Source organism: Paenibacillus woosongensis (assembly GCF_009725165.1).
GTDB classification, from domain to species: Bacteria; Bacillota; Bacilli; order Paenibacillales; family Paenibacillaceae; genus Fontibacillus; species Fontibacillus woosongensis.
This window is the reverse complement of the sequence record NZ_WNZW01000002.1, coordinates 658,624-673,264: the sequence shown is the minus strand read 5'-3', so window position 1 is coordinate 673,264 and position 14,641 is coordinate 658,624. Positions and strand designations below refer to the sequence as shown.

11 protein-coding genes are annotated in these 14,641 nt (G+C 50.7%); 6 read left to right on the top strand and 5 right to left on the bottom strand.

Going from position 1 to position 14,641, the window contains the following annotated elements; genetic code table 11:
• Positions 1-7 precede the first annotated feature (7 nt).
• From GNP95_RS09440 to GNP95_RS09425, 4 genes are all read left to right on the top strand, one after another.
• Positions 8-832, top strand: coding sequence for an HAD family hydrolase (locus tag GNP95_RS09440; RefSeq protein ID WP_155610567.1), 825 nt, complete (start codon positions 8-10; stop codon positions 830-832).
• Positions 829-1,170 (top strand): DMT family transporter, encoded by a 342-nt coding sequence (locus GNP95_RS09435; protein ID WP_155610566.1) that lies wholly within the window; start codon positions 829-831, stop codon positions 1,168-1,170. The genes GNP95_RS09440 and GNP95_RS09435 overlap by 4 nt, the downstream gene beginning before the upstream one ends.
• Positions 1,171-1,211: 41 nt before the next feature.
• Complete coding sequence (locus GNP95_RS09430) at positions 1,212-2,087, top strand: metallophosphoesterase family protein (protein WP_155610565.1); 876 nt, start codon at positions 1,212-1,214, stop codon at positions 2,085-2,087.
• Between the two features lie 197 nt (positions 2,088-2,284).
• Positions 2,285-3,733 (top strand): N-acetylmuramoyl-L-alanine amidase family protein, encoded by a 1,449-nt coding sequence (locus GNP95_RS09425; RefSeq protein ID WP_155610564.1) that lies wholly within the window; start codon positions 2,285-2,287, stop codon positions 3,731-3,733.
• A gap of 91 nt (positions 3,734-3,824) precedes the next feature.
• Here GNP95_RS09425 and GNP95_RS09420 read toward each other — a convergent pair whose 3' ends face one another.
• The 5 genes from GNP95_RS09420 to GNP95_RS09400 all read right to left on the bottom strand — a co-directional run bounded on the left by GNP95_RS09420 (position 3,825) and on the right by GNP95_RS09400 (position 9,873).
• A complete protein-coding gene (locus GNP95_RS09420; RefSeq protein ID WP_155610563.1) occupies positions 3,825-4,214 on the bottom strand; it encodes an SH3 domain-containing protein in 390 nt (129 codons plus the stop codon).
• Between the two features lie 312 nt (positions 4,215-4,526).
• Positions 4,527-5,765, bottom strand: a complete 1,239-nt coding sequence (locus tag GNP95_RS09415) for a response regulator (RefSeq protein ID WP_155610562.1) — start codon at positions 5,763-5,765, stop codon at positions 4,527-4,529.
• Entirely contained in the window at positions 5,765-7,678 is a 1,914-nt protein-coding gene (locus GNP95_RS09410) for a cache domain-containing sensor histidine kinase (protein WP_155610865.1), read from the bottom strand. The genes GNP95_RS09415 and GNP95_RS09410 overlap by 1 nt, the downstream gene beginning before the upstream one ends.
• Positions 7,668-8,666 (bottom strand): substrate-binding domain-containing protein, encoded by a 999-nt coding sequence (locus tag GNP95_RS09405; protein WP_155610561.1) that lies wholly within the window; start codon positions 8,664-8,666, stop codon positions 7,668-7,670. The genes GNP95_RS09410 and GNP95_RS09405 overlap by 11 nt, the downstream gene beginning before the upstream one ends.
• A 205-nt stretch (positions 8,667-8,871) precedes the next feature.
• Positions 8,872-9,873, bottom strand: coding sequence for an ArsR/SmtB family transcription factor (locus GNP95_RS09400; protein WP_230873730.1), 1,002 nt, complete (start codon positions 9,871-9,873; stop codon positions 8,872-8,874).
• 438 nt (positions 9,874-10,311) lie between these two features.
• Here GNP95_RS09400 and GNP95_RS09395 point away from each other — a divergent pair, with 438 nt between their 5' ends.
• Together GNP95_RS09395 and arfA are read left to right on the top strand one after the other, a co-directional pair.
• A complete protein-coding gene (locus GNP95_RS09395) occupies positions 10,312-11,832 on the top strand; it encodes a glycoside hydrolase family 43 protein (RefSeq protein ID WP_413773733.1) in 1,521 nt (506 codons plus the stop codon).
• A gap of 1,179 nt (positions 11,833-13,011) precedes the next feature.
• Positions 13,012-14,499, top strand: a complete 1,488-nt coding sequence (gene arfA / locus GNP95_RS09390; protein ID WP_196427140.1) for an arabinosylfuranosidase ArfA — start codon at positions 13,012-13,014, stop codon at positions 14,497-14,499.
• Positions 14,500-14,641 lie beyond the last annotated feature (142 nt).

The window sequence follows — 14,641 nt, the reverse complement described above, 5'->3', positions numbered from 1 at the left end:
ACTAGGAATGCCTGAACTCATTGTAAGTAATCACAGCTATGCGATTAACGGCATTTTATTGGATAAGGACGGCACCCTGCTGGACTTTGTGTCCATGTGGGGGAGCTGGAGCGAGCATATGCTGCGGCACTTTGGAAGCCAGCTAGCGGAGCTGGAGCTGTCTGGACGGACGAGAGTGCTAGAATCTGGACTGGAGCCGGGGCAGGAGCTGCTCTTCACAGAGTCACACTTGTGGGGGACGGTTCATGGACCGGATGGCGCGGTGATCGATTATGATCGCAATGGACCGCTGGCGATGGGGACGATGGAAGAGCTGTTTACCCTGCTGACTTGGCGGGGGTATCGAGCGGGATTATCCTGGGCAAAAGCCAAGCAGTTGGCGGAGCTAAGCGGCAGGTTAGCCGATGCGGAGCTGGAGCGGGCTCGTCCCGTCCGTCTGATCGCTGGTGTCCTCGCTTTTCTAGAAGCGTGCCATGCACAGCATATCCCGCTTGGAGTCGTAACTGCCGATGATACATTAGCGGCCGAGAAGCATCTGGAATGGCTAGGTATTCGCCATTTCTTCGGCGCTGTAGTTGGTACCGATCAGGTTGGGCGGGGAAAGCCGTTTCCCGATATGCTGGAGCTGGCCTGCGGTAAGCTGTCCATAGATGTACAGGGAGCAGCGGTGATCGGCGACACGAACGGAGATATGATCATGGGCCAGGCGGCCGGAGCAAGGCTTTGCATCGGCTTGCATTCGAGGCAGGCCGGGGCGGCGGAGCTTTTGCCCGATGCCGATTATATTATTGGAGCTTATGATGAGCTCCGGCTGAAAGGAGCGGCAGGATGAAGGCTGCGGATGGAATCGGCTGGTTATTTCTCGCCCTGGCCATCGCGCTTGAGCTGTCGGGCACGGTATCTATGAAAATGTCCGAGGGCTTCACGCGATTATGGCCCTCCGTAGCGATGTTCGCGTCCTATGGTGCTGCTTTTACATTCCTTAACTATGCCCTGCGTTATATGGACATGAGCATCGCTTACGCTACCTGGTCAGGTATCGGCATTGTCTTGATTACGCTGGCGGGCGTGCGGCTGTTCGGTGAACGGCTTCCCCTGTCCTCGATCATGTGGATGGCGATCATCGTCATTGGCGTAATTGGATTGAATATGAGCTCGAAAGCCCATTAATCATCTTTGTAAATGGTAAAAGAAAGGGAGTGGAGATTTCCATGAGACAATACGATCATATCGATCATATCGATCATGCCCAAGCAAATGAACAGCCGCTGGCTGCCTTCCAGGTCATTACGGATACCCATGTGACCGGGAATGCCGATCATGAATATAATCAGAACTTCGACAGAGCCCTAAAGGACATTATTTCCAATGCGGCCGGAAGCAGCGGAATTATGCATGTAGGCGATATTACGGATCACGGCTTTATCGAGGAGTACGGGGAATTAAAGCGTATTATCGAGGCTAACCGGGAAGGTCTTCCTCCTATTCTTTTTACCTTGGGCAATCATGATGTCGCCTCTGGAAATTGGAGCTCTAGATTGGGGAACTATACCGCCCAGACTGGCATGCAGGGAGTTTATCACGACCATTGGATTGACGGGTATCATTTTATTTTTCTCGGTACGGAACAGGGACTGGAAAGATTCTGCCATTTGACGAAGCAGCAGCTGGAATGGCTGGATCAGAAGCTTGGGGAGAAGGCTTCCGCCGATAAACCGGTTTTCGTATTTTTGCATCAACCGCTGATGGATACGGTGGCGGGTTCACTCCAAGCTCAGAACTGGTACGGCGTGGAGCAGGATAAGGAGCTGAAGCAGGTGCTGAGCAAGCATCCGCAAGCGATCATGTTTACCGGGCATACCCATTGGCAGTTAGAGGCCGAGCATACGATGTTCGATGGCAAGGGAGAAACGGCAACGATGTTCAACGCGGCTTCCGTAGCCTATTTATGGACAGACGAGGATGTTCATCTTACCGGGAGCCAAGGCTTTTACGTTGAAATCTATGCAGACAAGGTTCTGGTCAGAGGCCGGGATTTTGCAACGGGCAGCTGGGTGGAGTCGGCGCAGTTTCAAGTCAACTACTAGAAAAATCTAAGACCACTTCAATAGAAGTGGTTTTTTTTGCGCATGTTTTAGGACCTTTGATAGAATTGTAGATTCTTATTCAAAAATATTATAGAAAAATAGCAACTTTTGGTGTGTTTTAGCGTTAAAATGGGTGATGTTGGAATTTTGGATATATTTAGTTGTCTCTATTATTATTAAAAGGATGCGTGGATAGATTGAAAAGGTTCGGAGTCATCGTTTTGTTTGCAGTTAGCCTGTTCCTGCTTAGTTTTAATTCGCCGGTATTTGCCAATACCGCTTCGATATATTTGAATGGGGCGCAGCTCAGCGCAGCTAATTTGTCTCAAGTTGAAATCGTCAACAGCAAAGTAATGGTTCCGATCCGCGTGGTGGAGGAGCTGGGTTACGTTGTAAATTGGAATAAGACGGATCAGACGGTGAAAATTCAAAACAACTCCAAAACGGTTGCGATGGCCATTAATAAATCCAGTGCCTATGTCGATGAGCGGGTCGTTTCGCTTACGTCGCCACCCTTGTTGAAAGGGGGGACTTCTTTTGTGCCCTTGCGGTTTATCGGGGAAGAATTCGGCCTGGAGGTCAACTGGGATAACGGCACCAAATCGGTGTATTTATCCTCGGAAGCTTTGGAGAGCACACCTGATTCGCTCGATACAACCTCTGCTAATAAGGGATTAATAGAGAATATCCAATTCGCGGACAATCGTCTGACGATTAACATGGATCAAAGCGTGCAGCCGGAAATTTTCACTATGAGCGGGCCGGAGCGGATCGTTCTTGATTTGCCGGGGGCTGCTTTAGCGGATGCTTTTACTTTGCAAAATATGGCGGGAGCGGGGAGCTACCAGATTAATATTGAGGAAGAACAATCTTTTGTAAGCAAAATCCGTTATTCCTTGTTCAAATCGGATCCTTCGACCATTCGCGTTGTCCTGGATTTGAACTCCAAGGCAAGTTATCAGCTTTCCAATGCTGCGGGGAATTCGGAAGGAATTGTGCTGGATTTATTCGATCCAACTTCGCCAACCGTACCAGCTGCGTCTCCTGACACCATTCCAGACATATCTACACCGCCGACAACAACGACGACGGTACCGGTTACCGGGAATAGGTTAGTCGTGATAGATGCGGGACATGGAGCTCACGATAATGGTACTACCGGAGTGTCTGGCAGAGTAGAGAAGGATTTCAACTTGACGATGGCTTTAAAAGTAGAAGCGCTGCTTGGGCAGGAGCCGTTGATCGATGTGGTGCTTACCAGGCATGATGACACCTACGTCACAAGACCCGATCGCGCCAAACTCGCAAACGATCTTAACGCGGATGCGTTTATCTCTATTCATGCCAATTCGGTGCTGAATATACCGACGGCAAGCGGTACCGAAACCTATTATTACAGCGAAGCCAGCAAGCCGTTGGCTGATGTGATGCATAAGCACCTGATTCAAGCGACCCGGCTTAAGGATCGTAAAGTCAAATACAATAACTATGAGGTGTTAAGAAGGAGCAACATGCCAGCTACCTTGCTGGAGGTAGGCTTTTTGTCCAATGCAGAAGAGGAAGCGCTGCTTTTCACGGAAGATTTTCAGAACAGGGTAGCCCAAGGCATTGTGGATGCGATTAAGGAATACTTCGGAATCAACTAGTGAGCGAACTGAATAGGTGCTTAGATTTAAATAACCCCCTCACCGTGGGAATCTCCCATGGCGAGGGGGTTTACTATATAGGAGGCTGTGATTAGCCTATTTCCTCCAGGTAATCAACGGCAACCCATCCCCATGCCTCGTGATTGTAGCTATAAACCTGCTTCCAGACATATCCGTCGGCAACCACATCGGTGCCGCCATGTTGGGCGTTAACCATATCGCCCTTGTTAAGCAAGCCGAGTACTGTACCGGATGTCGAAGGAGTTTTTCTCAGTCTTACACCGTCTCCTGTGATTTTGTATGTTGCAGACATCGTTGTAATTTTTCCGGACGATTTCACAGGCGTTAATCCTGCCAAAACCTCTTTCGAGCTTAGAGTAGTGGTGCTGACGTAACTGCTGCTATCCGCGGCAAAGACTCCGTAGGAAGGGATCATAAGAGTGGCTGCTACTAACGAAACGGCGACGATTTTTTTGAACATGTGAATGTCTCCTTTTTAATTGAAATAGGTAGTTGAGAAACAAGCTGAACCCCAGTAAACTTGCCAGGATTACTGCAGTAAAACTGATTCCCGAGAATGATCATGAGTATAGTAGATCTTCTGCTTATCCCGCTTTCTTCTAAGTAGGAAAATACCTTATTCAATGTCTAGCAGCGGAGGCAATCCCGGCGACATCCCCTCCTTTCAAAACTATAAATTTCCCATAATATAGGATACTAATATAAATATACCAAAAATATAATATTATTGGAATATACTAGAAGCTAAATCTTTTCGACAAAAAACAAGACGCTACTCATCTTGAGCAGCGCCTCCTTTGCGATATTGCAGGGGGGAGATTCCGGTGGTGCGTTTAAACGCCGTGCTGAAATAATGCTGGGTTTCATAGCCGACCTGTCTGGCGATTTCGGCGATGGTGAGGTCGGTGCCGTTAAGCAGCTGTGACGCCCGGCGAATGCGGACTTGTGATAAATAGCTGTTGAACGAGGTATCCAGCTCCTGCTTGATCATCCGGCTTAGATACACCGGAGAGGACTGGAGCTGCTGGGCCATGGACTCTAGTGTCAGCGTACAGTCGCCGTAATGCTCCAGCATATACTGCTTCGCTCTGCGCACTAACGGGGAGACAGCGGTCTCCTTCAAAACGGCGGATTTACACTTGCGGAAGACGGCAGGCATAGCTGCGACGTCGTTATCCCCCTCGGTCAAATGGACATCTACGGCGACCTTCAAGTAAGTCCGCACGGACGATTCGATCTGATGGAAATCGGCATCGGCCGAGAAGCTCCAGAGCAGCACCACGATAACGCCGAAGGGATCGCGGAAGATGACCTTCGGGTATGGTGCGAGCAGTTCGGCGGCAATATTCTCGATCGCGAACAAATAGAGCTGACGCTCGCTCTCTCTCATCAGCGGCTGCGGCGCGGCTGCCTCGCGCAGGCGGATCATGCCAAGCAGGGCGGGAGCAGTCACGGGCAGTTGGAGAAAAGACAGCTGCTCCACGATTTCCTCCCCGGTCATGCTCCCGTCCATCCATTCCTGGCAGAAGCGTTCCCGCAGCAGAGGGTAGCTCTTCGTAATTTGCCGTGAAGCGGTCTGCAGATGCTCCTGCTGGATGGCCTCGGCCTCCAGCTCATCCCTGACCTGGCGCAGCACCTTCTCCAGCTGCGCCGGATTGGCCGGCTTCAGGATGTAATCCTTCACCTGAAGGCGGATCGCCGTCTGGGCATAAGTGAATTCATCATGGCCTGTGATGATGACGATTTTACAGTCCGGCAGCTCCTCGCGGACGTGCTTCATCAGTTCGATTCCGTCCATGATGGGCATATTGAGATCGACGAGCAAAATGTCGATCCCATGCCGAAGGGCGAGCTCAAGCGCTTCTTCGCCATCCTCGGCTTCCGCGGCGACCTGCAGCCGCAGCTTCTCCCAATCGACGCTTTCCCGGATGCCTTCGCGAATGATGAATTCATCGTCGGCAATAAGCACCTTCCAGCGGTGAGCGGAAGCAGGCGAAAATTGATTTAACATCAGCGATCAACTCCATTGTGAAAATCATTGTCCCGCAGCAGCGGGTGCATTACCGTTACCGTTGTTCCTTCGCCCAGAACGCTGTCCAGGTGAAGGCCGTATTTTTCGCCGAAGGTAAGCCGCAGCCGGGCTTGTACGTTCAAAATGCCGTAACCCTTCGTTTCTCCAGCCGTTTTTGCGGCTTCTCCAGCTGGCGCGTTGGCCCAGTTCCCGATGGAAGCCTGATCGGAGCCAGGCTCCTCCTCTGCGCTTGCTGCTTGTTCAATCGCCCGGCGGAGCTCCAACAGCTGCCGTTCCGACATTCCCTTGCCATTGTCGCGAATCGTAATTACCAGGTTTCCTTCTCGTTCCATCGCTTCCACCTCAATATGTCCCGGACCCCGGCGCTCTTTGATCCCGTGATAAATCGCATTCTCTACGATGGGTTGAAGAATGAGCTTCAACACACTGAAATCCTGCACGGCCGGATCGACCTTCAGCTCATAATCCAGCTTGTTCTGATAACGGACATGCTGGATTTGCAAATAGCTGCGAATATGCTCGATTTCATCGGATAACGGAATAATAACATTGCCTTTGCTCAGCCCGATCCGGAACAGCTTCGACAGCGATTCCGCCATTTCGGCGATATCCACGGCATCCTTGCGGCGGGCCATCCAGTGGATGGTGTCCAGCGTGTTGTATAGAAAATGCGGCTTAATATGGGCCTGCAGGCTGCTGAGCTCGGCCTCGCGCTTCTGCCGCTCCTGCCGTTCCGTCAAGGAAATGAGCCGGTTGATTTGCAGCAGCATTTCGTTGAAGCGGCGGCCGAGGAGCCCGACCTCATCCGAGCGATCGCCCCAGTAGCGGATCGTCAAGTCGCCGGATTGAGCCTTCTGCATGAAGGACATCAGCTGCCCGATCGGCCTGGAGATGGAATGGGCCAGGTAGAAGGAGGCCGTCATGCCAAGCAGACAGACCACGAATACGAAGCTGACGACATAGAAGCGGATTTCCCGCATTTCCGAGATGGAATCCTCGGTGCTGAAGACGCCGACCGTCGTCCAGTTGGTAAACGGGGATACGCGGTAGATCAACTGCAGCTTCCGTCCGTCGGCTTGATGGGAATACGTCCCCGAGCCGTCCTTATTCAGCCAATCTAGCGGGATATGCTCAATGTACGGATCGGGAGGAGCATAGATGAGATCGCCGCTGCTATCGATCACCGTGAGGTAACCGGTTTTGCCGAGCCGGACGTCCTGCGCCGTCTCTGCGATGACTCTCAGCTTCAAATCGATGAGGACGACGCCTTTCACCTGCTGCGTATCGGGATCGAGAATGGCTCGGACAGCCGACACCACTTCACTGTTTTTGTAATTGACATGATTGGTGACATTGCGCTCATTCGGATGACCGACAATTTTGAATATCCCCTTATTGCGCACGGCCTCCTGATACCACGATTCACGGGTTAAGTCGCTCTCCGTCCGCGCATACATTTCGTTGCTGATATATTCGCCGCTGCTGTTCACGATCATAATGCCGGCTACCTCTGAATGGAGAGTCGTAAAGCCTTGCAGAAATTTGCGGATATCGTACTGATCCTCCTCGGAGGCGGGCGCCGGCGCTGGTTCGCTCTTGCTATCAGGCTCCAGGAAACGCTGAACATCCGGATTAAAAGCGATCAGGAAGGTCATATTCTGCAAATTTTCTACATATGTCTCCAGAGATTCATTCACCTTGCCGATCAGCTGCAGGGTGTTATTCGTAACCTGGCGATCCAGAACGCGGTCGACGGTCCAGTGAATCAGGAAACCGAGCCCAATAGACGGAAGGATGCTGATGAGCAGAAAGTGGATAATCAGCTTGTAGCGGATCGGTAAATTGTTGAATGACAAATGACGCACCCCCGCCGACGTAAACTTATTTCGCATAGTAATCATCCACGTTTTGCCGCGTCACTACCGTGATTCCGGTATCCACCTGCTCGGGAACGGGCGGCGTACCCGGAATTTGCGCGGTGTTCAGATCATGTCCGAGCGAGAAAAGGAATTGCAGCGACCAATAGCCCATATTCCAGGTGCCCTGGGCCATCGTTGCGGAGATATCCCCGCTTTTAACGAGATCCAGCGTGCCCTTGTCGGTATCGAAGCTGATAATTTTCGGCCGCTGGCTCCCGCCGATTTCCCGTACCGCCTCCGCAACTCCGATGCCGCCGTTCGCTTCCGTCGCAAAAATACCGGCGATATCCGGGTAATCCCGCAATATTTCCTCGGCCGACTGCCGGGAGTAAATCTGATCCCCTTTGCCGTTTTTCACAGCGACGACCTTCATTTCGGGATAATCGTTCTGGATTGTAGCCAGGAATCCGTCGGTCCTATCCTGATGGTTCTGCTGGTTGGGCGTGGTGACGACCGCGACTTGGCCGCGGCCGTTCGTCAGCTCCGCCATTTGATGGGCAGCTTTAATGCCTGCGGAATAATTATTCGTGCCGAGGAAGGAATAGGCTTTGCTTCCGGGCGCATCGGAGTCGAACAGGACGACGGGAATTCCCGCGTCCACTGCTTTGCCTATCGTCTCCGTCAAATCAGCGGGATGAATGGCCGAAATCGCAATGCCCGCCGGCTTCTTGGCGATAATTTGCTCCAGCACCGTAATCTGCTCATGGACATCGCGCTGCGTGGAGCCGCGGTATTCGACGGATACATTCAGCGCCTGGGCAGCGTCCTCGAAGCCCTTTAGGCTGCTTTTCCAGTAATCGATCCCCATTTGAAAGGTGACCATCACGTATTTTTCATCGATTTCGCCCCGCAATCCTGCGCTTTTCCACTGTTCGTTCAAGTGGCTTTGGGATCTGTAGTCCAGTACGTACAGCAGAAAAAAGCCGATCAGGAGCAAATAGACGATCCATATCTTTTTCATATTGAAACCCCTTTCAAAGACAGAGCTTGGACACATCATACTATGAATCGCTGCTGAAATATATCCTTTTCCCGAGCAGCATCTGGCCTTAAAGACCTGAACGGGCAAAAGGCCGTCTCTTATGCAGAACATTGCTTCCGCACCTAAAGACAGCCTTCGGCTGATTACTGTATCCTATTGTGGCCGATCCGATGAGCTTACTTGCTTATTCCTGAGCTGCAGCCTGCACCGTCGGGTTGGTGTGCTTGCTATCCTTGCTGGGTCTTGAGGATGCTTTATCCTCGGCCTCATGGACCTCATGAACATCATAGAGCACCCGGGCGAGCAGGTCTTGGCTATAGTTGCCGAAATGCTTGCCGTAGATCGTTAAGCCTCTTTTGTTCACGGGTTTATCGGTAACCGCGATTCTGAAGGTCAGCTCGCTCTTGTAGTCCAGTTTGATCTGATCGATGGTGACATCCGAAATCCGGCATCCGTCTATGAAGCTGCCTTCGTGGTTGATGCGGATGAGTTTAAGCATGCCGTACTGGTTCAAATGAGGCGGCCACCAGTCGGGGTTGAAGGTTCCCCGGGCATCGCCGAAATCTCCCGGACTCGTCCAGTAGCCGATTTCGATGCCATTGATATAGAAGTAAATGTCGGACGGATAGTTGTCATTGAAGCCGGGCGCCTCCGAGCTCAGCTCCATGGAGAACTGGATTTCGCGGAACGTCTGGTTCGGCTTCAAATAGTTAGGAATCCGGTATTCCAGGAATCCGTCGGCGAGCCAAATAATTTCCGAGTCGATCCGCTGCGGATCCGCGAAATAGCGCGGGTCGTCAAAATCGCCGATAATGCTGTCCTTCGTCGCCAGTCCACAGGTAGGAACCGCCTGGTAGTCGCTGTAATGTCCTACTTGGATTTCCACCTCATATAAATTTTCCACATCCTTGCTGCGAAGATCGACCATTAATTTGTCTTTGTTCAAGTAACAAATTTTCTGGATTCCGTGCTTGCCTACCGTCGTATTGATTTCAATAAGCCCGCTTTCCTCGAGCTTCCGAATATGCATCGTGATGGCGCCATTGCTTAGATTGAGCTTGTTAGCCAGATCATTCAGGTTCAAGGATTGATTGTTTGCCAGCAGCTCCAGAATTTGAATTCGAATCTCTGAGCCTAGAGCCTTGAAAATGTCAATCCCGCTCATTAGATCTTTAATGTAGATCATCTACCGTACCAGCCTCCGAAAAAAGTTGATTTCATTTTCGTTTGTTTCAAATAATTATAAACCAACAAAACTGAAAATGAAAGCAATTAATTAAATAATGTAATATTAATGTAATATAAAACAATTGCTTCCAATTTAAATTATCATCATTTTATACTTATATAAAGGATATGCAGTAAGCAACAAAGCGATTTTCGAATGATTCTTTATATTGATAAGCTTATATTAAAAATAAAGAGATACAATTCAATAAAACATAAAAAGATTTATATAGATATGTTTACTGTAGGGAAACTGTATGCTATTTTATAGCTGTAAGCGAATTCATTTAAAAATGGCAAAATGAGTTTATGTTTATTTGAAACGAGATGTGAAGCTGGAGGAGATATGTGAGTACAATCATAGCGGAGATCTGGCGAATAAATCGTGTTACAATCTATGGGAGGGTTACCATTGAAGCTTAAAATAGCCATCGGATGGACAGTCATGCTGCTGCTGGCTTCTTGCAGCGGGCAGGCTGCGACCGGTTTGCCCAGGGGGGCTGCTGAGGGAGGCGGAAAAGTGCAGGCGGAGACGGGAAAGCAAGCTGCGGCAGAAGAGGTGCCGAAATTCAAAAATGCATCCGTTCATGATCCATCCGTCATCAAGGTGGACGATACTTATTATGTCTTTGGTTCCCATTTGGCTGCGGCAAAGACAACGGATTTCATGAATTGGACGGAGATCGCTTCAGGGGTGCATGACGGAAATCCATTGATTCCGAACGTGACAAGCGAGCTGGCGGAAACGCTGGAATGGGCGCAGAGTAATACGCTTTGGGCGCCGGATGTCATTCAATTGCCGGATGGACGTTTTTACATGTACTACAACGCCTGCAAGGGGGATTCCCCTTTATCGGCTATGGGCGTGGCGGTGGCGGATCAGGTCGAGGGGCCGTACAAGAACCTGGGCATTATACTGAAGTCAGGGATGTGGGGGCAGCCGAGCGAGGATGGTACGATATACGATGCCACAGTCCATCCGAACGTCGTGGATCCGCATGTTTTTTTCGATAAAGAGGAGAAGCTGTGGATGGTGTACGGCTCTTATTCCGGGGGCATCTATATTCTGCAGATGGATCCGGAGACCGGATTCCCTTATCCGGATCAGGGCTACGGGAAGAAGCTCCTCGGGGCTAACCATAGCCGCATCGAAGGCCCTTATATGCTGTACAGCCCGGATACGGATTATTATTACTTGTTTCTGTCATACGGCGGGCTTGACGCTACCGGGGGCTACAACATTCGCGTAGTACGGTCGAAAACGCCGGACGGTCCGTTTGAAGATGCCGAGGGTAATGACATGACCCGTGTAGGCGGCCCTGCGGGCACATTCTTTGATGATGAGGCGATTGCCCCTTATGGCGTGAAGCTGATGGGCAATGTGGAATTTGGCTCTGCCGGGGGAGAGACGCCGGCAGCGGGTACGGCTTATGTGTCGCCTGGACACAATTCCGCTTATTATGATGAAGCGACAGGCAGGTATTTTTTGATTTTTCATACCCGGTTTCCGAATCTGGAGGAGAGGCATGAGGTGCGCGTGCATCAGATGTTTATGAACGAGCAGGGCTGGCCAGTCGTGGCGCCTCACCGCTATAGCGGCGAGACGATCGGATCGTATGATGCGGCGGAGCTTGCCGGCGATTACAAGTTCGTCCGCCACGGCAAGGACATTACGCCCGAGGTCAAGGAATCTTCGCTCATCCGCCTGGACGACAACGGCAAGGTGACCGGCAGCGAGGAAGGCACATGGCGCTTTACCGGCGACCATGAGCTTGAACTGACCCTTTCGGGCAGCGTATACCGCGGCGTTTTCTTGCGCCAATGGGACGGTGGATCGCTGCAGCACGTCATGGTCTTCACTGCTTTATCCAGCGCAGGTGAGGCGGTGTGGGGCAGTCGTATTACAGCGAAGGAGTGAAAATGACCGTTCGAGCCGATTGAGCTATTGTGAATTGTTCGAGCTGAGCTGTACCGAACGCGTTAGTTGCTTGTAAAGCTGCTAGCCCTTGACCATAATGGTCAAGGGCTTTTTGTTTTGTGGGCGGCAAGCACATCAGTTGGTACAAGCAAGCACATCAGTTGGTACAAGCAAGCACATCAGTTGGTACAAGCAAGCACATCAGTTGGTACAGGTACATTAGTTGGAAAGGCACATTAGTTGGTGCACTTACGAGCTTTGGAGCAAGTCGGCTACTTGGGTTTCACAAGATACCTAGCACATCATCGAGCCTACATGCCAGTCGATGGCTGCTGCGCCTCAGTCACATTATGCTCGAATGAAGTAAAGCTTTGCTGCAAACGTAACGGTCCCTAGATCCGCTATTTTGCTAAAATGCCGCAAATCCGTATGCTAACGGACCGTGGTTCCGCTATTGTGCCAAAATGACTTAAAAGAATATAGGTTTTGAGTAAATAAGTTATCCTGTGTCCGTTAGGCCGCCAAATTAGCCGAAAAGCGAGAAATAGCGTCTTCTGTGTCCGTTAGCCTTCGTCCAACCGACTGCATTCGAGTATAAGCTACGCCCAACCGACTGCATTCGAGTATAAGCCACGTCCTGCCCACTGCATTCGAGTACAGGTCAAGCCAGACCCGCTGCGTTCGGATATAGGCACACGAGCCCGCTGCATGCAAGTTACTAGCCGGGCCCAGCTCAACCAGCCATGCCCGCCGCTGCCCCCAGGTTACCGACTATCCTCAGACCGCCAATTAATCCCGCCATCACTCTTTTAGTTCAAATAAATTTAAACCAATAATTTCCAACCGGTGATAATTCGCCTGGATTTTTACAGAAGCGCCCTTAAATGATTAAAAACATGAATATATCAGCATATATATTATATATTTATATAAATTTAATAGATGTCCAAAGGCCGCAAAAGAACTAAAATTGCCCCAAATAAGCATAGAAGCGAGAGATAGTTTCATATTATTATAAAAAGGTTTAGATTTAATCGTTTACAATCTATATCCTCTATGTTATTTTATATTTGCAAGCGGATTCATTCAAGTACAACAAAATCATTTTATGTTTAATTGAAACGGAAGGTGAATATTTTGTCCACAACGTCAAAGTCAGCTTCAACGCAGAAAGCACGGATGGTCGTAGACAAAGCGTTCAAGATCGCGGAAGTAGACAAACGTATTTACGGATCCTTTATTGAGCATTTAGGACGAGCGGTGTATGGGGGGATTTATGAGCCATCCCATCCTGGAGCGGACAATTTGGGCTTTCGCAATGATGTGAAAGACCTTGTCCGGCAGCTGAACGTGCCGATTATTCGCTATCCCGGCGGGAACTTCGTTTCCGGCTACAACTGGGAAGACGGGGTAGGGCCAGTGGAACAGAGGCCGAAAAGGCTGGATCTCGCCTGGCGTGCGCTGGAGCCGAACGAGGTGGGCACGAATGAGTTCATGAACTGGGCCAAGGAGGTTGGCTCCGAGGTCATGATGGCCGTGAACCTTGGTACCCGGGGCGTCGACGCGGCGAGAAATTTGCTCGAATACTGCAATCACCCGGGAGGAAGCTATTGGAGCGACTTGCGCCGCAGCCACGGCTATGAGCAGCCACACAAAATCAAGACCTGGTGCCTGGGCAACGAGATGGACGGCCCTTGGCAAATCGGCCAGAAAACTCCCGTTGAGTATGGGCGTTTGGCTTACGAGACAGCTAAAGCGATGCGACTCGTCGATCCCGACATTGAGCTCGTATCCTGCGGGAGCTCCAGCACGGCGATGCCGACATTCCCGGAATGGGAAGCGGTTACGCTGGATCACACCTACGATGTGGCTGACTTCGTTTCACTGCATCAATACTATGGCAACCGGGACGATGACACTGCCAACTATCTGGCGCGCTCCATGGATATGGAGCATTTTATCCGCACTGTCATCGCGACCTGCGACTACATTAAGGCGAAGAAGCGCAGCAAGAAGACGATGTATCTCAGCTTTGATGAATGGAATGTCTGGTACCACTCCAACCAAGCGGATAGAGAGATCGAGCCATGGAGCGTGGGGCCGCCGCAACTGGAGGACGTCTATAATTTCGAGGATGCCTTGCTTGTCGGCAGCATGCTGATTACGCTTCTGCGGCATGCGGATCGGGTAAAAATGGCCTGCATGGCACAGCTGGTCAACGTCATCGCGCCGATTATGACCGAGAATGGCGGAAGGGCCTGGAAGCAGACGATATTCTACCCTTACATGCACGCATCGATTTATGGCCGCGGCGTATCGCTGCAGCCGGTCGTCGAATCTCCGGTCTATGACGCGCAGGATTACACCGATGTTCCTTATTTGGACAGCGCTGTCGTATACAATGAAGCCGAAGAAGAATTGACCATCTTCGCGGTGAACCGTCACTTGGAGGAAGCGCTGGAGCTGAAATGTGATGTGCGGGGCTTCGAGAATTACCGGGTGATCGAGCATATCGTGCTTGAGCATGACGATCTCAAGGCGGCAAATACGGCTAATGAGGAGAAAGTGAAGCCGCATTCGCATGGCGATGCCGCCTGTGAGAATGGCTATGTGAATACTCGTCTCTCCAAAGCCTCCTGGAACGTCATCCGGCTAAAGAAGGCATAGCAGCGCCAATCACCCAATTACAGCCTAGACATACCAGCACATAGCTGTCCATAGCTAAGAACAGCGCATAGCTAAATGAGCACATAACTTTTCATAGGGCTAAGTTAAACATTACCTAAACTGAACAACTAGTCCAAGACAC